Origin of the sequence: Hyphomonas sp., from assembly GCF_022844445.1 — a bacterium.
Taxonomy (GTDB): domain Bacteria; phylum Pseudomonadota; class Alphaproteobacteria; order Caulobacterales; family Hyphomonadaceae; genus Hyphomonas.
Genome location: NZ_JALHLS010000002.1, coordinates 296,988 through 320,046, shown reverse-complemented (window position 1 = coordinate 320,046; position 23,059 = coordinate 296,988). Strand labels below are relative to the sequence as shown.

Genomic DNA, 23,059 nt, shown 5'->3' with positions numbered 1-23,059 from the left:
GGCAAGCTGCCGCGCGCTCTTGCCCCGCGGGCCCAATCCCCTGAAACTCCGCCCATGCCCCCGCTGCCCGACCATCTCGACGCTATTTCCCGCACCGTCCACGAAGCCCTTCGCGGCTGGGCCGCGGCCCATGGACAGCACGACATCCCCGGCTGGGATGAGGCGCCGGACTGGATGCATGCCTCCACGCGCGAAAGCGTCCTTCACGCCCTCGAGAATGGCGGCGCGGACGGCCGCTCCCAGCACGAGCAGTGGCTCGCCCAGAAAACCCGCGACGGGTGGACTTGGGGCGCAAAGAAAGATGTCGCCGCCAGAACCCATCCCCTGATGATCCCCTATGACCAGTTGCCCGACTGGGAGCGCCGCAAGGACGCCCTGATCAACGCCCTCGCCCGCGCCCTCGCTTGACGCCCGCACGCCGCGTCGCTCGGCGTCCAGACTATCCTTCCGGCTTCTTTCCGCGCTTCGGTTTCGGCGGCGCCCAACTGATGTCTGCATTGCCATACGGCGCGTTCACCGGCTCGCCCGTCTCAATGTCCACGAACGACCAGTCATTCTGCAGACCATACCCGCCGCCGCCAAAGAAGCGCACCATCCGGTACATCAACGAGCGCCGCAGCGCCGGCACGCCGGCATCCTTCATCGCATTCAGGAACAGCCGGTCCGCCAGCCGCCGCGCCTTCTTCTGCCCGATGGCATAGAGATAGTCATGCAATACTGCCGCCGGCGCATGACGCCCGAACGGCTGAACGATGAAATGGAAGAAGGACGGGATCGACGCAAAGTCGGTGACAAAGCCCAGTGGCACTTCCACCTTCACCTCCGCACCGTAAATTGGATGCACATAAGCATAAGGCCGCGTCACCACTGCGAGCGTGCGCCCCTGCTTTTCCATGTCCGACAGGATCGCCACCGCGACCATGTAGCGGCGCACTTCATTCTTCCCCACATGCGTCGCGCGGCGAACGGCTTCCAACCCCTCCTCGCCAAGTGCCTCAAGGCCCTCAGTTCCCGCAGACCTGTCAATGAACGGCATCGCGCCCTCTCCCTATCGCCTGCGTCACGCCAGCCCGAACGCCGCCGCATTCGCCGCCGTCACGACGCCGTCCGCTTCACCGGTCATCTCCAGCTGCTTTGCAATCAGCGCGCGCTGCGTCTGGTATCCGAAGTCGCCATCGGCGGTCACGCCCAGCGCCGCCTGCAACATCTTCACCGTGTCACCCTGACTGCCGCGCCGCAGTTTCAGGAACCGCGGATCGCCCCCCGCTGCACCGAGATGCTCGGAGGCAAGGCGCAGCTCGCGCGCCGTCATCAGCACATAGGTGAACACCTGGCCGTCCTCGTCCGTCTTCACCGTATACGCCCCGCCGCCTACGGAGGAAACTTCCGGCTTCGGCGCAAGGCCTGCCGCCATCCGGAAACTCGCCCAATAGCCCGTCGGGGTATCCCGCGTCGCCGGCGTCATGACTGACCCCTTCACCACCTGGCATCCTGCCGAATAATGCTCCGCGCCCCAGTTCGGCCGCGCGACCAGCCCCGCATGGATATTGTCCCAGATCTTGATGTCCTTGCCGGAATCCGTCGTTGTGTCCCAGCGCACATTCCCGCTCCGGAAGCTCAGCTCGGGGCTTGCCAGCCGCATCACGCACAGGCGGGATTTCTGCCGGAACGCGCCTGGCTGTCGGGTTTTTCCACCATCCGCATGCGTGCCCACTGTATGCTGGTAGACACCGGGCGGCAGCATATTGGCGCCGTCGCCCAACTGCCCGCTGGCTGTCTCCTGAACCGCGTTCCAGAGGTAGCCCACTGCCGGCACTGTCGATCCCGGGCAAACCCAGATACGGTCGGTCTCGCGGTCCCACACGCCCATTACGCAATTATAGCCCACATGGTTCGGATCGGTCTCGGCAATCGGCAGTCGCTCGACAAATTCCGGCGGCGCGCCTTCGCGCGGCACGGCCTTGGACGCGGCGCCGCGAATGCCGAACAGTACACGCCGGCTCCAGGTCTCGCCCACCGGCGTCGCGGCAAAAGCCAACGCCTGGCGAAGCACTGCGCCGCTGAACTGAAAGCTCATGCCATTGTTCAGGTCGATCGGGAGGTGCGCGAGATGCTTCGTGTCCGGATGATCTGCCAGCGCCGGCCACTTGGCTTTCGGCTTCGGATTCAGTGCGCTGAAAGGCGCAACACTTCCAGATTCCAGGGCGTGCAGCCCCATGCTTTCATAGCCGGTCTCGGCTGTATCGCGCCGCCCGTCCATGTTCTCGTAGAAGGCCGCATCATCCTCGGGCACAACCTCAACACGCACCGGCGCAACCGGCGCCGCAGCAGGCGCCGCCGCGACCGCCACCGGCGCTGCCACAGGAGCAGGAGCAGGAGCAGGAGCAGGTGCAGGTGCAGGCGCTGGCTGCGGGATAACCGGCTTCGGCGCCTCCGGCACATTCGCCTTCTCCGCCCGCACTGCCGCAATTATCGCCTGGATCCAAAGGCCCTCGTTCGCCTTGTAGCTTTCGTTGGTCTTCAGCGACCGGCCGAGCGGCTCATCCGTGGTCGAATGATGCAGGCCGATCAGCTTCAGCGACGCAGCGCTCAGCACGGGGCTGCCGGAATTGCCTGGCTCGGTCGGGGCACGGTAATGGATACGCACAGGCTGCGGCGTCGCCTTCGCGGCCGGGTTTTTCAGCTCATGATCGATGATGTAATTGTGCTCGAACGTGATCTCGAGACCCCGCCCATTCGGGTGGCCTACGATAAACACGCGCGGCGCGCGCGACGGCGCATCCTTGTCCGCCTGCCCGGCCTCGGTGCTGTAGCGCAGCGGCAGCGAGTCCTGTACCTCCAGTTCCGCCGTCAACCCTTCCGGCTGCTTGTGCAGGCGCAGGATCGCGCAGTCATGCGCCTTGCTGTCTGAGCGCCAGAAGATTTCCGTAACCTGGTAGACGTCATCCGGTTTCAGATCCTCAAAGAAGATGCACGCCTCAGCCGACTTGATTGACGCGCCGCCATAGCTTTTCACGTCGCAAACGACATGGTCATTGGTGATGAACACGTACTCGTTCGCCAGGGCCGGATGAACATGCCGCCCGTGCAGCAGGAACCCCGTTCCCACGGGCCGCCCGTTCGGCGCACACACCTTGCCCACCGATTGCGACAGCTTCAGGACGGTGCGTATGTCCGCCGCCGGAATAGCCTTGACGCCGTCCAGCAGCGCCTCCAACTCACCGGCTTCCGGACCCGCCGTCTCGGCCATCGCCTCAATCTCGTCGATGGTCAGTGACACTGTCGCCATTGAGCGCATCGACAGCTGCGCCATCTGCCGGACGATATGGCTCAGCTCGCCATTGCCCTTCGGCTCAATCCCCCAGACCTCGACCAGCTGCCGCCGCGTCGCATTCAGCGCAAAGGGCTTCGTCTTCGCCTTCTCCAGATAGGCCGTATAATGACCAACTGCCTCGGCCTCTCGGCCAAGGTACAGAGCAGCGTCGCCCGCGTTCGCCAGTTCCCAGTCGGATTTCGATCCGCCCTTCTTCACGCCCTTCAGGATGCCACGCGCCCATTTCGCTGCGTCCGCCTTCTTGCCCAGCGTTATACCGCGCGTCTCTGCCGATTTCATCAGCCCAAGGAGGTTCACCTGATGGAATTCGGGGTCCGGCTCCGCCGCCTGCATCGTCGCGGCCATGCCCTGCATGTAGAACGCATAAGCCCGTTCAAAGGCAAGCCGTGTCGCATCGTTCACGTCCTTCGCGCGCACTGCCCTCTGTTTCCAGATCCGCCCCTGCAGACCGAGGCAATCGGAGAGCAAGCCCGGATCATTCTCGAAATCCTTGCCCGCCAGCTGGACCGCCTTCGTCAGGAAAGCCTCGGCCACCATCGGCGGCAGCGGATCGCCCGCCTCCGCCCGCGCGAGATCCGCCAGGCTCGGGACACCATTCAGTTCCACGTCCGCCGCCGCGCCGAAATAGTGCAGCCAGCCGATCTCCACACCGCCGTCCCGCACCGCCGTCGCCAGCCCGATCAGCGCCTTGAACTCCCTGCGGTCACGGAGCTTCTTGGCAACACCGCGCAGCTGCGCGCGGTAAAGTTCCGGATTGCTGCGTACCAGCGCCGCATAATCCTCTACCGCCGTGTAGAGCTGGCTCACCAGCTCGCTAACCCCCTCATCCGCCAGCCTGTCCGGATTGGCGAGGCCCTCCAGCGAGGCATCAATCGCCGCCTCGGTCTGCGCCGACACCTGCGCGCCGTCCATGATCGCCCGGGACGCCGATTCCGAAACTGCTAAGGGCGAGACATCTTTGGCCGGGAACAGCGTCGCATCGTCGGCATAGTTGAAGCTCTCGCGCTGCTTCATCAGCCGCGTGAAACGTTCCTTCGCATCGGCAATGATCTCGTCCCGGTCCCGCTGCGTCAGCTCGTCGGACAGCTCCACCTCACCGCAGAACTGCCGGAACAGCTCGCGCAGTTTCGCATCCGAAACATCCGCCCCGCTCATGTGCGCCTGCCGCAGCCGCTCGCGCGCCTTCGGAATCGTGCCGATGCGCAGCCGGTCCGGATTGGTGTCCGTCGCGTCGATCGAATAGACGATATACGCCCGCTGCAGCGGCTTGCCCTTGGCATCACGCAGCAGGCTCTCGTGCGCGTCGAAGTATACCTCGCCCGGGTCCGTCCCGCCGCCGGCAATCGCCGCCCAGGTGCCTGTCGTGAACGTCTCGTTGCCCGTCGCCGCAAGGCTCAGGATCACGCCGACAATCCAAGGCGTCTGCTTGTCCGGCAGCAATTCCTTGATGCCCTTGAGCGCCCCGTCGATGCCCGCGCCCGCGATCCCGCCGAGGATCAGCATCTCGCCTTTCGGCAACAGCTTGGATCCTGCGCGCGCCACGTCCACCAGCTTGCGCCCTGCCGCGTTCGACTTGAACAGGTGCAACCCGATATTGATGTCAACCGACCCGTCAAACCGCTCAGGCCCGAAGAAGGTCCGCCCGCCGAAGGCATAGGTGCCGTGCGACTTCATGTTGGGGTGCGCTTCCGGGTTCGGCCCCATCACGGCCACCTGTGGCAGGTCCGTATCCGTCGGCCGGCGCCAGGTCGCATCCGCAAAGATCAGCGGCACCTGTTTGGTCAGCCCCTTGCGCGCCTCCGGGTGATAGAAGGACAGCACGCTGATCGAGAGGTACACGTCCGAATGGGCGGCAATCTCACGCGACACCACCGGCGAGCCCTGCGCGGGCGTGAGCGATAGACGGCGCGGCGGCACGGGCGCCTTGACCAGGATCGACTTCCAGTCGAACCCGCTATCGCCTTGCTCCGCCTGGGCTTCTGCCCCCGTCTTGCGCTTCGCCATAGTGTCCCGCTCCGGCTCGCTGATCGCCGAAACGTTATGTTAATCAGCGCCTTCAGGGAAGCGGGTTCATGCGGCGCCCGCTGCAGACCGGATCCGCTTTACTCAGCGGGCGCCGGCGCCTCATAATCAAACACCACATCCGCCCGCCGGTTGAAGGGCGACTTCACACCGGGCGCCAGCGGCTGCGAGGAGCCATACCCGATCCGCGTGATCCGCATTTCCTCCACGCCCTGCGCTGTCAGCCACTGCGCCACCGTGTCCGCCCGCCGCTGCGACACGCCTTCCGCATAGGACGGGCTGTTAAGCAGATCATCATGCGCCTCGATCCGCACCTCCAGCAACTGGCACCCAAAGCTTCGCCGCAGCGCCCCTTCCAGCACGGATATGGCCTCCGGCGTCAGGTTGGTCTTGTCGAAGTCGAAATAGACCAGAGCTACCGCATCGCCGCAGCCATCATCCGCAAACGTCGCGCCTTGGGACGGCGCCGCCGGTGCCTCGGCTTGCGCTGCATCAGGCTCCGCCCCCACTTCGGGCACACCCGTGGCCGGCACCTCCGCCATCTCCGCCGCCTGAGTGGCCGCCTCATCCGGCGCCAGCATCCGGTATCCAAACCCCACCACCGCAATCACCGCCGCCGCGCCCGCCATGCCCGCCACCAGCTTTGGCCAGGCCGGCCACGGCCCCTTCCGCGCCGGCGCCGCCGCAGCCGCCCGTGCAGGGGCAGCCGCTGCCGCTTCAGCCAGATCCGGCCGCCCCAGCGTGCGTGCCAGCGCCCGCATCAGCTTCTGCCACTCCGCCCCGTCCGTGCGCCCGTGAAATCCCGTAAAGTCGATCTGCTGCAACCCTTCGAACGCGACCGGCACATCCAGCTCCCCCAGCCGCTCGATCGCCAGCGGAATGAGGCATTTGCGCTTCAGCCCGATGGAGCATTCCTGCTTCACCCAGGGCCGGCTCAGCGAATGCTGCGACCAGAGGCTGACCACCGCGCCCGCGCCCTTCACCTCGCGGTCCAGCACGTCCGGAAACACATCGCCTCCGTCCAGCCCCTCCACGTCAAAGAACACGCTCAGCCCGGCCGCATCCAGCCCCGCCTTCACCTTCTCGGCCAACGCCCGGTCCATCCGCGCATACGAGAGAAAAACATCAGCCATCGGAACATCTCATAACCAAACTTTCTCTACCAAGCGAGACAGGTTCGACGTCTCACCGGAACGCCCAGCCAAACACTGCCCCGGCCGCACGCTCCCACCAAGGCGCCAAAGGAGGCGTGCACACATCCTCCCCCTCCCGCCCACGAAGGATCGGTGCGGCAAACGTCGTGGCCTCGTCGATCTCGCGCACGAAAGGCTGCCCGCGCGGCGAGTGCATTCCCTGCAACTTCGACCCGCACACGGCCTGCACGTCCTCCGTCAGGGCATCCAACCGGCCAGCATCGGTCAGGTCCAGCGAGATCAGCTGGCGCTCATTGTCCCAAACCATCAGCCGCCCGGCGTCCTGCTGCCATACCATGTCGCCGTGCGTGAAACTCCCGTACCAGCTGTAGAGCAACGAGATCGTCGCCGTATCGATCACGCGGACAAAACCGCTCGCCTCAATCGCGACCAGGCTGCGTCCATCGTCCGAATAGATAACCTCCTGCTCCACGACTGCGAGCACGATCGGTTTGCCCAGGGCTTCGCCGGTCCGGGCATCCCAGAAACGGAGCATCCGGTCGTCCGCCACGGTCACGATCTGGCTGCCATCCGGAGAATACCAGAGGCCGGATACAATGTCGGGGTGAGCGAGTTCCCTGCCTGCCATGGCGCCGGTGTTGAGATCAGCGAAGGTGACCCCGCGTTCGCCAAGAAGGGCTACCTGTCCTGCGACAGGCGTGAACTCCGCGAGATAAAACTCGCGGTCCGACGCGAAATCCTCACCTATCCCTGCTGCGTCTGAAGATGAAAACAGACCGGCATGATGCAGGCTGTAAACGACAAGCCGGCTGCCATCCGGACTGAACCGCGCCCGCAGAGGCACGCCCTCAAAGCTTGCCTCCGGCTCGCCCGCCGGCGCCTGCGCGACTTCCATCGGGGCGCCCGCTTCGCTGCCCGTCTCCAGATCATACAACTGGCCCGCCTCGTCATCCAGTATAACCATCCGCCCGAGGACGGGTTGGATGGGCGGCATGCCATCCTGGTACATCGCCGTTTCGAAATCCCGGATTCTCGTCAACGTTTCCGCGTTCCAGAGGGTAATCGTGTTCTCGCCGCTCAGGGTTACCAACCGGCGCCCGCCCAGGGCAAACGCTGCATCCCGAAGCGGCAAATCGTGCTCAAGTAAGCCCTCGCGCACCTCTCCGGTCGCAGAATCAGTGACCTGCGCGGCGCCCTCGAACCAGGTCAGCATCAGCGACGATGCAGGGTCAAACGCGGCGCCCCAGTCTCCTGCGTTGCCGAGCAGAATCTCGCGGCCGACCTGCCTACCGGTGCTGGTGTCCCTCAACACGGCACGCCCCGCATCATTCCACATCAACAGACGTTCGCCGTCCGGCGACAGCTTTCCCATCACGAACTCACCGAGGTCCGTTTCGCCGGTGAACGCGATCCGCCGCGCGTGCGGTACTGTCCACACCGATGCCGTATCCTCGTCCAGGGTCACGAAGCTCTGGTCATTGATGAACCGCGCCGGTACGACGGCGTTCGTGTGCCGGAAAGGCCCTGCAATCTGCACCCCGGTCACGAGGTCCCAGAGGCGGGCTTCCTCTACCTCGTTCGACGTCAAGGCCAGGCGCCCATCGGGAGACAGGGTTACAGTCTGTACGAATCCGGGATGTTCGTACACGATCGGCTGGCTTTCGATCCGGCCCTGGCCGGTGAACAGTTCTGCAATCTGGTTGCCATCCCAAGCGATGAAGGATTTGCGGCGCGGATTGCGGATCATGCCGTCCCACGCCGGCATCTCGTCGTTGATTTCCAGGAGACCCTCGCCGGTGGACACGTCCCAGAGCTGGAGGCCGGCCATGTAAGTCCGGGTCAAAAATTGCGTGTCACCCGGATTGACCTGAACGGCGCCGGACCAGCCTTCCGTGCGGATCGGCTCTCCAAGCATCGCGCCGGTCTCGGAATCCCAGATTTCAACAATGCCCGAAGCCGAAACCGTCACGATCCGCGGCGCCGCAGTCATGAATACCGCGCGCTCGACATAGCCGTCCGATTGCCGGGTGCGGGTCATCCGCTCGCCCGTGTCGGTATTCCAGATTTCAATATCGCCTGAGCCGAGTTGCAATACGGCCCGGCGGCCGTCAGGTGACAGAAACCCATCATGATACAGGGGGCCCTCTGTATCGAATGGGCCGCTCAAGATCGCCCCGGTGCCGGCGTCCGCGAGGACAGCCCGCCCGGTATAGACAGCCAGCAGCTTTTCGCCATCCGCCGACAGGCGTACTGAAGGCACGCCCTCCAGCCGAGCGGGAAGTTCCGTCAGCTTCTGTCCGCTCGCCACATCATAGACCCTCACCTCGCTGCCCTGCGCGCCTGTCGCCACCCGCCGCCCGTCCGCCGACAGCGCGACAGTCGTCAGATGACCCGTTTCGCCTTCTTCGATGCCGAGCAGGCCGCCAACCCTCGTCCCGTCCTCCAGCGAAAGGATATGTGCGCCGAGATGATCCCAGACAACGAAATGCCGTCCGCTCTCGGCGGTTTCGAGATGCTGATTGTCCATACTCCCGCTGAGCGCCAGCGTTTCGCCGAGCTGCGCACCCGTCCTCATGTCCCAGACGAAGGTCAGATCCATGTAGTTGGTTGTCACCATCCGGTCGTGTTCCGGACTTATCCAGAACGCCGAGATGATGGAGTCGCCCGCCCCGCCGCCTGGCTGGACCTGGCGCACCGATACCTGGTGGGTCAGCGCCTGCGCGCTTCTCGCAAAAGCAACTCTCGCTTCATCCGTTGACGGATCGAGAAAACTTTCCCGAGAAGCAAGGATCGCCAGCTTCAGCGCGCGCAGGTGATCGCCTTGATTGTAGAACTGGTCGGAGGTCCGCGCCAGCATCAGGCTCTCGCTGCGACCAAGATTTCTCTGCCCGTTGACGACGAACCACGCACCCGCCAGCGTCGCAATCAGGGTTGTCAGCACAAAGACGGCCGTCACCCGCCGCCAGAAGGCACGCCGCACGGCATCCCGCCTGATCTGCTCCCGGCCCGCCGCAATCCACGCGAGGAACAGCTCACCGGGCTCCGGCTCGTTGCGCGGGCGCGACACTGCCCAGCGCTCGGCCTCCTCCACCGCGCCCTCGCGCAGCAGAAGGCTGCGCGGCCGCCCGCGCGTATCCCATTCCTGCACCCGGGCCATATACTTGCGCCCTTCCCGGTGCCAGCCGACATTCATCGCCAGCGCCGAAACCAGTTCCGCCAGCGCTGCGTCAAAGCCCGGCCCGGTCTCTGAAAAGTTGATGCGCACATTCAGCGCCGACAGGCGCGGCGGCGCCTTGGCGAAATCCACTGGCCGCGCCTGCACCGCGATGATCCGCTTGCCCAGCGCCCTAGCGTACGCGATCTCCTCGTCGCACACAGTACTCGCCGCAGAATCCGGCGATACGAGGAACACCATCACGTCCGCCGCCGCGATCATCTCCTGCAGCCGCTTCCACCACTCGTCCTCAGCGGAAATGCCGGCGCTCACATTATGGGGATCATGCGCGGCCTGGTCATAGTCAGCGAGCAACCCTGCCGCCAGCAGCCCGTCCGCCACCCGGACCACAAGAGCCGCATCCTTGCGCGAATAGCTTAGAAAAACCCGCGTGCGGGCGTCTTCCGATCCGGCCTGACTGTCCACCTGTCCCACCCCCGGCCCCTGCCGCTGAACAGGCTCACGTCACCGTAAAATCAGCGCGCTGGCAAGCCGCTCAATCCACCACCCGCAGGCCTTTAGTCTCGGCCCCGAACGTCACCAGCTCCAGCGAACCGGCATCCTCCGACAGGACCAGTTCGAAAGGCCGCGCCGTCGCAAAGAAATGCGTTTCACTTTCGGGATAGAATTCCATGTCCTCGAACTGACCTTCGATCGTTGCCAGCAGGCGTCCCTCACCGGCCTCCAGCACCAGGGTCAGCGGCGTCTCTGTTGCCAGCTCATAAGTGCCGGCATAGAGGGCCAGCACGTCGCCCGGCACATCTGCGCGCATCTTCACAGGATACTCCCGCCGGATCCGGTCCGTCGTCTGCGCTGCCACCATACGCCACTGGCCGTCCGCCTCCTTGCGCCAGATCACGGAGTAACGGGTCGACCCCGGCCGCGGCAGTCCGCCATAATAGGACGCCACCACATCCGTCCGTCCCCGGAACATCACGACACCCGGCCCCAGAACGACGGCTTCGTCCTCGCTCGAGGTCTCCGAAAGGATCCCACGTTTGTCTTCTTTCCGGCGCGCCAGAATTTGGGCCTTGCCGATCCGGTTTCCCGAAAGATCGATGTAGGCATAGTCCTCAGACAGGTATTTCGCGAACGTCTCGAGATCTCCCGCCCCCTGCGCCTGCATCGCCGCCCGGTCGGCGGCTTCCGCCTCGGCAATCAGGTGATCCGGATCGAGCGCAGCGATCGACAAGGGCGCGCCCGCGCAGGCCGCGAGCACGGTGACGGAAACAACCGGTCCTGCAAGTTGCTTGATGAAAGCTGGCATCTTCATCCGGCTAGAGCATCCGATTTCGCTCATCTGCGCAAGTGCGATTGCGCCGCAAAGGCAAGCGCGCGCGGGAAAAGTACGTATCGACGCCGGCCCGAGCCCCTCCTAGCTTGCCGAGGCGAAGTCCGCGCCCCCTTTCCCGTAATCGAGACTACGATGTTGAACATCATGAACCGGGTGCGCCTCTATCATGCGCTACTCGCGATCCTCGCGATCGCAGCTTATCTCACCGGCGAGATCGATCCGGCCCATGCCTGGCTGGGCTATGGCGTAGCTTTCGTTATTGTCCTGCGCCTCCTCTGGGCGCTGGGCGGCGAGCGTCAGGTCGGCCTGATGCGATTCTATCCGAAATTCGAAGGCCTGAAACTCAAAGGCGCGGCAACCCACCCTGCGATCAGCCGTGTGCTGATGCTTGGCATAGCACTCAGCCTGCTGACGGTCACCGGAACAGGCATCGCCATGGATCAAGGCCGCTCGATTGGGCTTCAGCCCGCCTCGGCTGAGCGAACCTACGTTCAATCCCCTGCCGAGCTTCGCTATGCCGGCGACGGTGAAGACGACGAACATGAAGATGAAGAAGACGGTGAGGAAGGTCCGCTTTCGGAAATTCATGAACTGGCAGGAAACCTCCTGCTCGCGTTCGTTGGCATGCACGTCGCTTATCTGCTGGTGTTCAAGCGTCCACTCGCAAAGTTCATGCTCTTCCTGCCGCGCGCCGCCAAAAGAAAGCCAGAGCCGCCTACTTCAGCCTGAACGCATGCGGCAACAGCTCGCTCAGCCAGTAGCGTGCCTCCGCCCCCTCCGGCGTGAAGCACAGTACCTCGAGGTCAGAACCGAACTCCGCCAGCACCTGACGGCAAATCCCGCACGGCGTACCGGCTACATCCCCGTTCGTCACTACGGCGACCGCCCGGAACGCCGTATGCCCCTGCGCCACCGCCGCAAACACCGCACTGCGTTCCGCGCAGCACGTTGCCCCAAAGGTTGCGTTCTCCACATTGCACCCGGCCACGATCTCGCCGCCCGCCGTCAAGAGCGCCGCCCCTACCCGGTAGTTCGAATACGGAACATAAGCCCGCCCCTGCACCGCAAGAGCTGCGGCTTTCAGCGCGGGCCAGTCGATACTCATCGGAACGGCGGCTCGTCGAATGCGCGCAGCTTGCGGCTGTGGAGGCTTGCACCGCCGTCCTGCGAGAGGCGCTCCAGCGTTTCGATCCCGATCCGGATGTGTTCGCCGATGGCGCGTTCGTAGAACCGGTTTGCAGCGCCCGGGAGCTTGATCTCTCCGTGCAGCGGCTTGTCGGAGACACACAGGAGCGTGCCGTAGGGCACCCGCAGGCGGAAGCCATTGGCAGCAATCGTCGCGCTTTCCATGTCAATGGCGACCGCCCGGCTTTTGTTGAACCGGCGCGCCGACGCGGTGAAGCGCAGCTCCCAGTTGCGGTCATCCGTGGTCACCACCGTACCGGTACGCAGTCGCTTCTTCAGTGCCTCGCCCTTCTCACCGGTGACGGCTGCGGCCGCTTCAGCGAGGGCTACCTGCACTTCCGCAATCGGCGGAACCGGAATTTCCGGCGGCAGCACAGCGTCAAGCACATGGTCCTCGCGCAGGTAGGCATGCGCTAGCACATAATCGCCGATCTGCTGCGAATGGCGCAGCCCCCCACAATGGCCCACCATAAGCCAGACCTGCGGACGCAGCACGGCGAGGTGGTCGGTGATCGTTTTGGCATTTGAAGGGCCGACACCGATATTGACCAGCGTGATGCCCGCGCCGTCTTTCGCGCGCAAGTGATAGGATGGCATCTGGAAACGCCGCCACGGCGAGGCCTCGATGGAGGCGCGGCTCTCGGCATGCGGCTGCGTAATCTCCAGACCTCCGGGCACGGACAGAGACTCATACCGTGTATGACCACCCAGCTGCGTCAGCGCCCAGTCACAGAAGGCATCAACATAGCGATGGTAGTTCGTGAACAGAACATAGTGCTGGAAATGATCCACCGGCGTGCCGGTATAGTGTTGAAGGCGTTTCAGGGAAAAATCCACGCGCTGCGCATCGAAGAGCGACAGTGGACGCACATCATAGGGCTCGAACTGTTCGCCGTCGGCAATCTCGTCACCAATCAGCGTCAACTTCGGCGACGGGAACCAGCGCACCAGCTCCGCCGGCGCGATTTCCTCCAGGCCCGCCGCCTGCGCGGGATCCCACACATAGGCATAGGGGATCTCGGATTCGGAGCGCTCGACATAAACGTCCACGTCATAGTCGCGCATCAGCGGCGTCAGCTGCTCGATGAGGTAGGCGCGGAAAAAATCCGGCCGTGTGACGGTCGTCACATAAGTGCCGGCTTCGGACATCTTGCCAAACGCCCGCGAGATCGGCGGCGGCGGCCCGTCCGGATTGTAGATCAGCCGGATCTGCGGATAGCAGAAAATACCCCCCGCCCGGGCCTCGCCATCGGGCGGCGTGCCATCGTGCAGGAAACGGGTTAGGGCTTCGGAAAGGGCGGAAACAGCTTCGCCGTAGAGCGCCTCAAGCGCGTCCACAATAGCTTTGGGTGTGGTGAGTTTCGACATGGCACCCATTGGCGCGGGTTCGCAGCGAAGTCAATCGGCCCCCCTTCTCTTCTCCCCTCTCCGGCAAGGCTTGACCACCGGCAAAGCTTTCGGCCCGGCGCCAGGCTCATGCCGACAAACGCCGCCGATTTCCGGCCCGCCCCTGAATTGTCATTAACTTGACAGAGTTTACCGGGAGGACGTGTCCTTTATTCTCAGATTCACAAAGGGGACCGCCATGTCCAGAATACGATTCGCGATCGCGGCTGCCGCATCCACCCTTGTGCTGGCCGGGTGCCAGTACTGGCCTTGGAAGGGCGACACGACTTCGACCGCCGCGCCGGCGGAAACCGAAAACCGTGCGGAAGAAACCACCAGACTTGTCACCCCGGTGGCTGCGCCCGCGGAAGAAGCCGAAACCTGCGCCGTACTGGAAAGCCGTGACTGGGCCGCTTGGGTGAACCGGATGCCGGGGCCCGGCGCCGTGCCGACGCTGCATGTCACCGGCAAGGTGGACGTGCGCTCTGGCGGCTATACTTTTGACTGGGAACAAGGCCCGCTGGACCGCTCTGCCACGCCGGCTCTGCGCCTGAAACTGGTGCCCAGGGCGCCGGACGGCATGGCGACGATGGCGATCACCGCCGAGGAGGTGAAGTTCGAGCAGCCCCTGTCGGACACTACCTACAGCCGCGTCATCATCAGCTGCGGCAGCATCACGCTCGGCGAGATCGCCGGGATCATGGACGTCTATTGATGCGACCGCGTGCATTCCTGGCTGCGGGCGCCGCCCTGTCCCTCGCCGCCTGCTTGCCTGCGCCGGAACCAGCAGCTGAGCCAGTGGCCGAAAGTGTGGAGCCCCCCTTTGGTCCTGGCCCCGATGCAATCGAGGGCGAGGCGTTTGACGCAGTCGTGAGCGGCACAGGGACATGGGACGGCGCCGCTCTGCCGGAAACAGCGCGGCTGGTCGTCGAGGTGCGCGACCTGACTCGCCCGCCCGAGGGCGGAGACCTTGTCCTGAAGGAGGAGTTTCCGGTCTCTTCCGGATCCACGGCGGCCTTTTCGGGCACCGTTTCGAAGTTTGACCTGATCCCTGGCGGCAACCTGATTCTGCGCGCGCAGATCCAGGATGGCTCTGCGATCCTGTATGCCTCTGACGGCGATGTCGACATTGCAGATAGCGGTGAGACTGCCGGCCTTGAAGTGCCGATGTTCAACCCCGAGGACCTTGCCAGAGGACGCCCCGCGCAGATGATCACGCCGGCCGGAACGGCTTACATGTGCGGCGGTGAACCGTTGACGATCGCCATTGATGCCAGCGCGGCCTATGTCACGTTCGGCGATGGCACCAGCGTCAAGCTCGACAAACTGGACGCGGTCGTGGGCGGGGCAGCACTGTTCTCGAATGGACGCTTCGTGGTGGAGCAGACGAGCGCCGGCATCCGGTTCGGGCGCGGGCGGGCGACACCGGTGGTCTGCACGGCGGACTGAGGCTCGGCCCGGGCGTTCCGTACACTGACGGCGCTCGCGGCCTGGGCCGGGCTAGACCCCGAACTTAGGATAGTGCTGACCAGTGGCGCTTTTGAAACGCCTGCTCTCTCGGTATTTTACATGCGCTGCGATTAGGCAGCTATAGATTGGCGCATCTGCAATGTTAATCTGCTTGTTTACCCAACAACATGACTATGTTTGAAAGGCATCCTGAAGCCTGCAAGAACGCTGGCCAAAAAAAGAGCTGGCATGATCACGCAAAAATCCAAGTACGCCTTGCGCGCCCTGCTTGCCCTCGCCGCACGGTCGGACGAAGGGCCCATGATGATCAGCGAGATTGCCGAGCAGGAAGTGATCCCGCGCAAGTTCCTCGAGCAGATATTACTGGAGCTGAAGCGGGCGGGCCTGGTCGCCAGCCGGCGGGGCAAGGCGGGCGGCTACTTGCTGCTGCGGCGCGCCGAGACGGTAACCTTTGGCGAAGTGCTGCGCCTGATCGACGGGCCGCTGGCCCCCCTGCCCTGCCTGTCCAAGATGGCCTACCGGCGCTGCGGCGACTGTGCGAACGAGAATGCCTGCAAGCTGCGCAAGGTGTTCGCGCGGGTGGCGGACGCGACGCGCGACATTCTGGATACGACGACGCTGGCGGATGTGCTGCAGGGCGGCGTGAAAAGCCTGCCGGTGGAGATCTAAAGGCGGCCGGCTATTTGGCCGGCGCGGACTCGCTCACGGGCTCTGTCAGGATGAAGCCGTCTTCGCCGTAGATGGCAAGCTGGGTGAGGCGTGGCAGATCGAGCACGTCGATGCGGCTGCGGCCGCGGGAGATCAGGCCGGCTTTCTCTAGGTGTTGCAGCAGGCGGTTGGTCCACTGGCGCGAGGCCATTATGGTGAGAGCGAGCTGGTCCTGCGTGATCGGCGAGATGGTGCGCGTGATGACGCGTTCGCCCTGCGCGTTGGAGGCGAGGTCCACGAGCCGGCGGGCGAGGCGCTGCAGCGGCGTGAAAGCGAGGTGCTCGATCAGGTGCGAGTAGAGCGCGCGCAGGGTCGCGATTTCCGGCGCGACCATGTACGAGAGGGCGTCCACGTCGTTCATGAAGATGCGGCGTACGGCGGCGATCGGCAGGTGAAGCACTTCGCAGGGCTGGCTGGCGACGACGTTGAAGGTGTAATTCTGCTCGTCGAGACAGGCGAGGAAACCGATCCAGTTCCCCGGGCGGTGGACGCCGACGAGGATGTCCAGACCCGCAAGCGTAGTGCCGACGACCTGGGCCTCGCCGCTGACGATGCCGAAAATGCCGATGGCGGGATCGCCTTGGCGAAACAGGTGTTTGCCGCGCTTCAATTTGAGGCGGACGCTGCTGCGCAGCACTTCTTCCTGCAGCCGCTCCGGCAGGCCGGCGAACCAGAGGCCGCGCGTGTGATCGAAGTGCTCTTTTCTGGGCAAGGCCGGTGCCCTCCCCGGCAGCGTCTCTCTGTGCGAAAACTAGCTGCTGGTTAGTCTCTGTCAATCGCGCGACAGTGCCATTTGCCTCGAAAAGGTAGAAATTGACTGCAACGCAAACGTTTCTAGACGGAATGGCAGACGGCAGCACTGGCCTATGCCGCACGTTGCACAGAAAGTCGCGCCCCGAAGGGCGCGCCGTCCCATTCGGGACAAGCATTCGACACAGTTTCCGGCGACACGCGTTGCTGGCCATCGACCGGCGCGGAGAAACCGAAAATGAGGAACTCAGACATGATCCAGACCGCGGTTCGCAGGAGCTTCTTTTTCCCGCTTGTCTCCGCCCTTGCCCTGACGGGCGTTTCGGCGTGCAACCTGACACCTGCCGCGGCGCCGGCCGATCAGGCGACAACGCTCGCTCCGTCTGCCCTGCCGCTGGTCACTGGCACGGCGACCTACCGTGAACGAATGATGCCGCCACCGGGCTCGGTGCTGAAGGTTGTGTTGCAGGATACCTCGCTCGCTGATGCGCCGGCGATCAACCTGGCGGAATTTTCCGCTCCACTGGACGAAGGCGGCGTGCCGAAGGCGTTCTCGTTGCAGCTGGTGACGCCGATGGACCCGCGCATGACCTATACGGTGCGCGCGACGATCCTCGGACCGGATGCGGCGTTGCTATGGGCGACGGACACGGTGAACCGCGTGCCGCAGGCAACCGTCGGTAAAGTCGACATGGGTGAGCTGTTGATGGTGAAAGTGACGCCCTATGAAGCGCCTGCCTCTCCGCTCGGCGGCGGCCAATGGATCATCGAGTCGGTCGGCGGCCAGGCAACGCCCGGCCCGCGCGCGCCGACAATCAACTTCGGCGAAGACGGACGCGTTGGCGGCTTCGGCGGCTGCAACCAGTATTCCGGCGGCTATACGCAGAACGGGGCGAAGGTCACCTTCACGCCAATCATCAGCACGATGATGGCCTGCGCCGCGGGCTCGATCATGCAGGTCGAGTCTGCCATCGGCGCCGCGCTGCGGGGCGATGCAACCTATGCCATCAACGGTGATGGCAAGCTGGTGATCAACTCAGCCAACGGCACGGAGATTGTTGCGGGGCGGGCTGCGGCGAATAGCCTGTCCGGCACCAGCTGGGCCGTAGACAGTATCGGCGGGGCGGCGGCGGTCTCCGGCAGCGAGCCAAGCATCACGTTCACTGCCGATGGGCAGATCAACGGCACCACCGGCTGCAACCGCTTCTTCGGCGGCTATGCGCAGACCGGCAGCAAGCTGACCTTCACCGGCGTGGGCATGACCAAGATGGCCTGCAACGGCGACGGCATCATGCTGCAGGAAAACACCTTTGCGGGCATCCTGTCCGGCGCGGCGGCGGCGAGCGTCGACGGCGCAGGAAAGCTGACGATCATGGGAGAAAAGGGCGTGGGCTTCGTCGCGGTGCCGGCTGCGTCTGCCGAAACGCCTCCGGCAGACCCTGCGCTGCTGCAGGGCGCGGCCTGGATCGTCGAGGATATCAACCGCGGCGGCGTGATCGACAATTCGCGCCTGACACTGTTTTTCGGCGCAGACGGGCGTGTAAGCGGCTCGACCGGCTGCAACGGGCTCAGCGGCACCTATTCCGTAAGCGGCAGAAAACTGACGCTGTCACCTCTGGCGATGACGCGCCGCGCCTGCCTTGCGCCGGCCCTGTCGATACAGGAATCGAAGTACACTGGCGCGCTGAACGGCGAGCTGACCTGGTCGATCACGGGGGATGGCGCGCTGGAGCTGACCGGCGACGGCGGGCGCCGGGTGTCGCTGCGGCGATAGGTTTCCGAAGTAAGCCCCCTCACCTCACGTCGTTGTGCAAGTCCCTATTAAAGGGGCATTCGGCTAGCCGCCGACTACGCCGCCATCAGTCCGCGTGATGGCCATCACGCTTGGACGCGGCGGCGCGGCGTCGCTGAAATCCGGCCAGCGAGTGGTGGGAGCTTCAAAGCTCGCCCCATCCCCATCGCCCGGATGCTGGATAGCGACGAACAGCGTTTCGCCGCCGGGCGTAAACCTCGGCCCGCAGAGTTCGGCCCCGATCGGCACTCGGAAGAAATGGCGGCCGGAGCCGCGCCGCTCGCCGTCCGTCTCGATGGCCCAGAGACCGTCAGCGGCGCCGGTATCATCATTGCCGTCGGTGGAGACCCAGAGGCGGCCGCTGGCGTCGATGGCACAATTGTCGGGGCTTGCGAGCCAGCCGTTTTCAGAGGTCAAGGGATTCCAGGTCGCGCCGACTTCAGCGATCGAGGGATCGCCGCAGCGGACAAGGATTTCCCACGTTGACGTCTCGGAGGTGAAGTCTCCGCCAGGCTCAGTGATCTCGATGATGTGACCGAAGCGGTTGGAGTGGCGAGGATTGGCGGCATCGACCTGATCGGGCGTCCGACGGTCGTTGTTGGTCAGCATGACCCACACGCGGCCGGATTTTGCATCAGGCTCGATATCTTCCGGACGGTCCATCGGCGTGGCGCCGAGGATATCTCCGGCGCGGCGCGTCTCGATCAGAACGTCCGCCTGCGAATTGAATCCATTCGCAGGTGTGAGCGGGCCTGCGCCGAAGACGAGGGGAAGCCAGGTGACCGTGCCGTCTTCGTTGAAGCGGGCGCAGTAGAGCGTGCCGGAATCAAGCAGGTCCATATTGCCGGCGCGGTTTGCCGGATTATAGCGGCCTGCCGAGACGAACTTGTAGATATAGTCGAAGCGCTGATCGTCGCCGGAATAGAGCACAACGCGGCCATCGGGGGCGACGACGCTTTCGGCGCCCTCATGCTTGAACCGGCCGAGCGCGGTGCGCTTCTTCGGGGTCGAGGCGGGGTCCATCGGATCGACTTCGACGATCCAGCCGAAGCGGTTGGGTTCGTTCGGCGCCTTCGAGACATCGAACCTTTCGATGTGCCTGCCCCAGCGATACCAGCCTCCGGGCACACCCATGCGCTTGTGATTGTTCGTCTCCGGATGATCCTTGGGCAGGTCGCCGAGGAAGTATCCGTTGATGTTCTCTTCGGCCATCAGGTAGGTGCCCCAGGGCGTGATTCCGCCGGCGCAATTGTTCAGGGTGCCCAGCACCTTGATGCCAGATGGGTCGTCGGTCGTCTGCAGGCGCAGGTGGCCGGCGGCGGGTCCTGTCAGCTCCATTGGCGTATCGGCGGTGAGGCGGCGGTTGAAGGGAGAACCGATGACGGGACGCCAACCACTCGCCTGCTGGCGGATTTCGACGATGGTGCCGCCATGCGCGGCGATTTCGGTGAGCGCGATCTCACGCGTGATGCCGGCGGGATCATCTGCCCGGATGCCGGGGAACATCAGGAAGGTGGACGTGTATTCGTGGTTGACACAAAGCAGGCCGCGCGGAGCACCGTCCGTATCCGGATCAAGCGGGACGAAGCCTACAAAGTCATTGTTGTAGCCAAACTGGCGCACTTGCGCGGTGGCGGACTGGTTCAGCGGATCGAAGGCGGGACTGTCGGCCCAGAGCGGATCGCCCCAGCGCAAGAGAATGTCAGCGCGGTAACCTTCGGCGACGTGGTGGGTCTGGTCCAGTCCGCGAGCGATTTCAGGAAAGCTGAAAGCCGGCTGCGAGCGTGCCATTTCCTGCGCGGACGCGTTGGTAACCTCAGCCGGGCGGCCTGCGCAGGCGGCGAGCGCAAAGCCGGACACGGCTGTCAGCCCGCCAATGAAACCGCGCCGGGAGAGACGGCGTTCGACGATGCCGGTGATGGTTTCGGCGCCGGCCGCGACGCGCGGGTTCAGGGGAAGGTTTTCGGACTCGTCCATGGGTCGTCTCTCATTTGGCTGGGCAGGCTGCGCGTCACCTTGCATGGGGAGGTGACAGGAAGATGACATCAAACCGGACGGCCCGGATCATGGCTCCATCACGGGATAGGGCTCCAGTTCGGCCAGGTCGAGGCTATAGGCAGCATTGCCCACCTCGTTGAGGAACTGGCCGGAGCTGAAGGTGCCTTCGAGATAGTAGGGCACCCAGATGTCGGCGACGGTGATGCCCTGCGGGGCGCGCACGAAGATGATCTGGTTAGGCGGTGGCGGGGGCGTATGGATGCAGGCGCCCATATAGGGCACGAACAGGAACTGGGTGTGGCGGGCCTTCGGATCGAAGTCGAAAGGGACGACGTAACCAGGAATGCGCACGCGCACGCCGTCGAGTTCGGTGACGGCATCGAAAGTGCCGAGCTGGGGCATGAAATCCAGTTCCGAGCCCTCCGCGATGGTGGCGGGGTCGGGCGCGCCGCCGGCCTGGTAGCGTGCGTCGAGCTCAGCATAGAATTCGGCCTGCTGGCGGGCGAGCTCTTCCTCGGCGCCGGCGGGCATCAGGTCGGACCAGATGATCGGAAGCGCCTCCCCGGGCTCGACGCCCCAGAATTCACCGGCATCGCGCCGGGCCCCGGCAGAGCCGGCCTCGGCGGCGTGGCGCTCGAAGTCTGCTGTCTTTGCATCGCCCGGCAAAGGGGGCGGCTCGGCAGGCGGGGCCGAACGGCCACAGGCAGCAGCGAGAAACAGGAGCAGGGCAAGGAGAATCAGGCGGGTCGCGGGCATTCACGGTGGCTTTCGGCAGGGCGGGATTCGCAGAGGCGATAGTCGGTCGGGTGCAGCGCGCTGACAAGACCGGCAGAACGGTCAGCCCGCCTCAGGCAGATCCAGTACGAAGAGCAGCCGCGGCGGCGCGCCGTCTGGCATTGGCGGGGATTTGTGCAGGACGCCCGGCACCTGCTCGCCGCGCCAGCCGCGCAGGAGGAGAACGTCCCACGCTGCGGCCTGGCCCACCTCGTTCGTTTCCGGCAGCAGCCAGAATGTGCCCTCGCCCCGGTAGGTGACAATCAGGCGCCAGCCTGTGCGGTCCTGATGGAGGCGGCGGCAGGCATCGTCATCCACACATTCCATCCGCAGTCGGAGGGGTAGTGTCGGCGCAGCGTGGCGGATTGCATCCACCAGGATGGCCATGTCGGTGCGGACGGCGTCGCGGGCGAGACCGGAAAGGCAGAAAGAAGATGCGGCACAGTCCACCGCACAGGCGGGATTGGCACGAATGTCCGCGCGAAAGAAGGGTTCGTCCGGCACGAGGCGAAGGCGCGCAAGCGCATCTGCCGCACCCGGCGGCGCCGGGCGCGGCAGGTGAACGAGTTCAGTCGAATCCTGGCCGACAAAGGATAGCAATGCGGACAGGGAGTCGACCGTGGCCATCGGGCATGCGGACGTTTCAGGCGGGCGCGTCTTGACGGGGAGGATCATGGGCGGCATTAAATGTAATAATATTACATTTGGCAACCCGAATTGTGAGCCCTGCCCCATGACGCTATCAACTCTTCCCGTGACCGTGCTGTCCGGCTTCCTCGGCGCTGGAAAGACAACGCTGTTGAACCACATCCTGAACAACCGGGAAGGCCGGCGGGTGGCGGTGATTGTCAACGACATGAGCGAGGTGAACATCGACGCGGATTTGGTGCGCGGCGAAGCGGGCTTCTCGCGAACCGACGAGAGCCTGGTGGAGATGTCGAACGGGTGCATCTGCTGCACACTGCGCGAAGACCTGCTGAAGGAAGTGACGCGGCTGGCGCAGGAAGGACGGTTTGACTACCTGGTTATCGAGTCGACCGGAATTTCCGAGCCCCTGCCCGTGGCCGCGACGTTCGACTTCCGCGACGAGGCGGGCTTCTCGTTGGGTGACCTGGCGCGTATCGACACGATGGTGACCGTGGTGGACGCGGCCAACCTGCTGAAGGATTATTCGAGCTCGGACTTCCTGGCCGATCGCGGCGAAAGCCTTGGCGAAGGCGACCAGCGGCCACTTGTGCAGCTACTCGTGGACCAGATCGAGTTTTCGGACGTGATCGTGCTGAACAAGACCGATGTCATCTCTGCCGGCGACCTTACCATCGTGCGCAAGCTGGTGCGGGCGCTCAATCCGGATGCGGACATTGTGGAGAGCAGCTTCTCGCGCGTGCCGCTGGCGCGGGTTATGGGCACCGGGCGGTTCGACTTCGAGAAGGCGCAGGACCATCCGCTGTGGGCCAAGGAACTGTATGGCTTCGCCAATCACGTGCCGGAGACGGATACTTACGGGATCGAAAGCTTTGTCTACCGGTCGCGCCGGCCGTTTGATCCGGTAAAGGTTCATGCCTTCTTCAACGAGACCTGGCCGAACGTGGTGCGCGCCAAGGGATTTTTCTGGGTGGCAACGCGGCCGGACTGGATTGGCGAGGTGAGCCAGGCGGGCGCGCTGGTGCGCCATCAGGGCATGGGGCGCTGGTGGGCGGTGTCACCGCGCGAGCGCTGGCCGGGCTCGCCCGACTTTGAAGCCTACATCGCCGGCATCTGGGACCCGGTTGTCGGCGACCGGCGGCAGGAACTCGTGTTCATCGGCATCGGCATGGACGAGGCGGCCATCCGCAAGCGGCTGGACGCGTGCCTGACGGATATCCGGCATGGCAGCACACCTGCCCGCATTCGGGCACGCGACGACCTGGCCGATCCCTTTCCGGCCTGGGGCCAGGCTGCCATGGCCGAGTGACCCGTCGCCCCTTGGAGGCGGGCG

Annotated in this window: 18 protein-coding genes; 7 read left to right on the top strand and 11 right to left on the bottom strand. The window is 64.5% G+C overall.

Annotation, left to right across the window (positions count from 1 at the left end; all coding sequences use genetic code 11):
- Positions 1-54: 54 nt before the first annotated feature.
- Positions 55-408 (top strand): RyR domain-containing protein, encoded by a 354-nt coding sequence (locus Q0C17_RS04380; RefSeq protein WP_291201886.1) that lies wholly within the window; start codon positions 55-57, stop codon positions 406-408.
- Between the two features lie 31 nt (positions 409-439).
- On the opposite strand, the gene Q0C17_RS04375 is transcribed toward Q0C17_RS04380, so the two are convergent.
- The 5 genes from Q0C17_RS04375 to Q0C17_RS04355 form a co-directional block, all read right to left on the bottom strand.
- The gene (locus Q0C17_RS04375; RefSeq protein WP_291201883.1) at positions 440-1,036 is read right to left on the bottom strand and encodes a DUF1353 domain-containing protein; all 597 of its coding nucleotides are present in this window, start codon (positions 1,034-1,036) and stop codon (positions 440-442) included.
- A 24-nt stretch (positions 1,037-1,060) separates the two neighbouring features.
- Positions 1,061-5,338: a serine protease gene (locus Q0C17_RS04370; RefSeq protein ID WP_291201881.1), complete on the bottom strand. Its 4,278-nt coding sequence runs from the start codon at positions 5,336-5,338 to the stop codon at positions 1,061-1,063.
- A 98-nt stretch (positions 5,339-5,436) separates the two neighbouring features.
- Complete coding sequence (locus tag Q0C17_RS04365) at positions 5,437-6,489, bottom strand: TIR domain-containing protein (RefSeq protein WP_291201877.1); 1,053 nt, start codon at positions 6,487-6,489, stop codon at positions 5,437-5,439.
- A gap of 52 nt (positions 6,490-6,541) precedes the next feature.
- Positions 6,542-10,150: a TIR domain-containing protein gene (locus tag Q0C17_RS04360; RefSeq protein WP_291201873.1), complete on the bottom strand. Its 3,609-nt coding sequence runs from the start codon at positions 10,148-10,150 to the stop codon at positions 6,542-6,544.
- A gap of 70 nt (positions 10,151-10,220) precedes the next feature.
- Positions 10,221-10,997, bottom strand: a complete 777-nt coding sequence (locus Q0C17_RS04355; RefSeq protein ID WP_291201870.1) for a nuclear transport factor 2 family protein — start codon at positions 10,995-10,997, stop codon at positions 10,221-10,223.
- A gap of 153 nt (positions 10,998-11,150) precedes the next feature.
- On the opposite strand from Q0C17_RS04355, the gene Q0C17_RS04350 reads away from it, so the two are divergent.
- On the top strand, positions 11,151-11,747 hold the full coding sequence (locus tag Q0C17_RS04350; RefSeq protein ID WP_291201867.1) for a cytochrome b/b6 domain-containing protein: 597 nt from the start codon (positions 11,151-11,153) through the stop codon (positions 11,745-11,747).
- On the opposite strand, the gene cdd is transcribed toward Q0C17_RS04350, so the two are convergent.
- Complete coding sequence (gene cdd / locus Q0C17_RS04345) at positions 11,734-12,123, bottom strand: cytidine deaminase (protein ID WP_291201864.1); 390 nt, start codon at positions 12,121-12,123, stop codon at positions 11,734-11,736. The genes Q0C17_RS04350 and cdd overlap by 14 nt on opposite strands.
- Positions 12,120-13,580, bottom strand: a complete 1,461-nt coding sequence (locus Q0C17_RS04340; RefSeq protein WP_291201861.1) for an AMP nucleosidase — start codon at positions 13,578-13,580, stop codon at positions 12,120-12,122. Before Q0C17_RS04340 ends, cdd begins: the two co-directional genes overlap by 4 nt.
- A gap of 208 nt (positions 13,581-13,788) precedes the next feature.
- On the opposite strand from Q0C17_RS04340, the gene Q0C17_RS04335 reads away from it, so the two are divergent.
- The 3 genes from Q0C17_RS04335 (at position 13,789) to Q0C17_RS04325 (ending at position 15,728) form a co-directional block, all read left to right on the top strand.
- Entirely contained in the window at positions 13,789-14,304 is a 516-nt protein-coding gene (locus tag Q0C17_RS04335) for a hypothetical protein (RefSeq protein ID WP_291201858.1), read from the top strand.
- Positions 14,304-15,038: a hypothetical protein gene (locus Q0C17_RS04330; RefSeq protein ID WP_291201855.1), complete on the top strand. Its 735-nt coding sequence runs from the start codon at positions 14,304-14,306 to the stop codon at positions 15,036-15,038. The genes Q0C17_RS04335 and Q0C17_RS04330 overlap by 1 nt, the downstream gene beginning before the upstream one ends.
- Positions 15,039-15,287: 249 nt before the next feature.
- Positions 15,288-15,728: an Rrf2 family transcriptional regulator gene (locus Q0C17_RS04325; protein ID WP_291201852.1), complete on the top strand. Its 441-nt coding sequence runs from the start codon at positions 15,288-15,290 to the stop codon at positions 15,726-15,728.
- Positions 15,729-15,738: 10 nt separating this feature from the next.
- On the opposite strand, the gene Q0C17_RS04320 is transcribed toward Q0C17_RS04325, so the two are convergent.
- Positions 15,739-16,479 carry a Crp/Fnr family transcriptional regulator gene (locus tag Q0C17_RS04320; protein ID WP_291201849.1) on the bottom strand — a complete coding sequence of 247 codons (741 nt, stop codon included), beginning with the start codon at positions 16,477-16,479 and terminating at the stop codon, positions 15,739-15,741.
- 291 nt (positions 16,480-16,770) lie between these two features.
- Between Q0C17_RS04320 and Q0C17_RS04315 the strand changes: the two genes are divergently transcribed.
- Positions 16,771-18,291 carry an META domain-containing protein gene (locus Q0C17_RS04315; protein ID WP_291201846.1) on the top strand — a complete coding sequence of 507 codons (1,521 nt, stop codon included), beginning with the start codon at positions 16,771-16,773 and terminating at the stop codon, positions 18,289-18,291.
- A 63-nt stretch (positions 18,292-18,354) separates the two neighbouring features.
- Here the strand turns inward: Q0C17_RS04315 and Q0C17_RS04310 are convergent, their stop codons facing one another.
- The 3 genes from Q0C17_RS04310 to Q0C17_RS04300 all read right to left on the bottom strand — a co-directional run bounded on the left by Q0C17_RS04310 (position 18,355) and on the right by Q0C17_RS04300 (position 21,756).
- On the bottom strand, positions 18,355-20,286 hold the full coding sequence (locus Q0C17_RS04310) for a PhoX family phosphatase (RefSeq protein ID WP_291201844.1): 1,932 nt from the start codon (positions 20,284-20,286) through the stop codon (positions 18,355-18,357).
- 87 nt (positions 20,287-20,373) lie between these two features.
- Positions 20,374-21,063, bottom strand: coding sequence for a DUF3299 domain-containing protein (locus Q0C17_RS04305; protein WP_291201841.1), 690 nt, complete (start codon positions 21,061-21,063; stop codon positions 20,374-20,376).
- Between the two features lie 81 nt (positions 21,064-21,144).
- The gene (locus Q0C17_RS04300) at positions 21,145-21,756 is read right to left on the bottom strand and encodes a DUF1826 domain-containing protein (RefSeq protein WP_291201838.1); all 612 of its coding nucleotides are present in this window, start codon (positions 21,754-21,756) and stop codon (positions 21,145-21,147) included.
- A 58-nt stretch (positions 21,757-21,814) separates the two neighbouring features.
- Here Q0C17_RS04300 and Q0C17_RS04295 point away from each other — a divergent pair, with 58 nt between their 5' ends.
- Complete coding sequence (locus Q0C17_RS04295) at positions 21,815-23,035, top strand: GTP-binding protein (RefSeq protein WP_291201834.1); 1,221 nt, start codon at positions 21,815-21,817, stop codon at positions 23,033-23,035.
- Positions 23,036-23,059 lie beyond the last annotated feature (24 nt).

What these genes read in the sequence shown, in the direction of transcription:
- Q0C17_RS04315 (WP_291201846.1), top strand. Translation starts at nt 16,771, where the DNA reads ATGATCCAGACCGCGGTTCGCAGGAGCTTCTTTTTCCCGCTTGTCTCC.
- Q0C17_RS04310 (WP_291201844.1), bottom strand. Translation starts at nt 20,286, where the DNA reads ATGGACGAGTCCGAAAACCTTCCCCTGAACCCGCGCGTCGCGGCCGGC.
- Q0C17_RS04300 (WP_291201838.1), bottom strand. Translation starts at nt 21,756, where the DNA reads ATGATCCTCCCCGTCAAGACGCGCCCGCCTGAAACGTCCGCATGCCCG.
- Q0C17_RS04350 (WP_291201867.1), top strand. Translation starts at nt 11,151, where the DNA reads ATGTTGAACATCATGAACCGGGTGCGCCTCTATCATGCGCTACTCGCG.
- Q0C17_RS04330 (WP_291201855.1), top strand. Translation starts at nt 14,304, where the DNA reads ATGCGACCGCGTGCATTCCTGGCTGCGGGCGCCGCCCTGTCCCTCGCC.
- Q0C17_RS04380 (WP_291201886.1), top strand. Translation starts at nt 55, where the DNA reads ATGCCCCCGCTGCCCGACCATCTCGACGCTATTTCCCGCACCGTCCAC.
- Q0C17_RS04325 (WP_291201852.1), top strand. Translation starts at nt 15,288, where the DNA reads ATGATCACGCAAAAATCCAAGTACGCCTTGCGCGCCCTGCTTGCCCTC.
- Q0C17_RS04340 (WP_291201861.1), bottom strand. Translation starts at nt 13,580, where the DNA reads ATGGGTGCCATGTCGAAACTCACCACACCCAAAGCTATTGTGGACGCG.
- Q0C17_RS04375 (WP_291201883.1), bottom strand. Translation starts at nt 1,036, where the DNA reads ATGCCGTTCATTGACAGGTCTGCGGGAACTGAGGGCCTTGAGGCACTT.
- Q0C17_RS04355 (WP_291201870.1), bottom strand. Translation starts at nt 10,997, where the DNA reads ATGAAGATGCCAGCTTTCATCAAGCAACTTGCAGGACCGGTTGTTTCC.
- Q0C17_RS04305 (WP_291201841.1), bottom strand. Translation starts at nt 21,063, where the DNA reads ATGCCCGCGACCCGCCTGATTCTCCTTGCCCTGCTCCTGTTTCTCGCT.
- Q0C17_RS04335 (WP_291201858.1), top strand. Translation starts at nt 13,789, where the DNA reads ATGTCCAGAATACGATTCGCGATCGCGGCTGCCGCATCCACCCTTGTG.
- Q0C17_RS04370 (WP_291201881.1), bottom strand. Translation starts at nt 5,338, where the DNA reads ATGGCGAAGCGCAAGACGGGGGCAGAAGCCCAGGCGGAGCAAGGCGAT.
- Q0C17_RS04365 (WP_291201877.1), bottom strand. Translation starts at nt 6,489, where the DNA reads ATGGCTGATGTTTTTCTCTCGTATGCGCGGATGGACCGGGCGTTGGCC.
- cdd (WP_291201864.1), bottom strand. Translation starts at nt 12,123, where the DNA reads ATGAGTATCGACTGGCCCGCGCTGAAAGCCGCAGCTCTTGCGGTGCAG.
- Q0C17_RS04295 (WP_291201834.1), top strand. Translation starts at nt 21,815, where the DNA reads ATGACGCTATCAACTCTTCCCGTGACCGTGCTGTCCGGCTTCCTCGGC.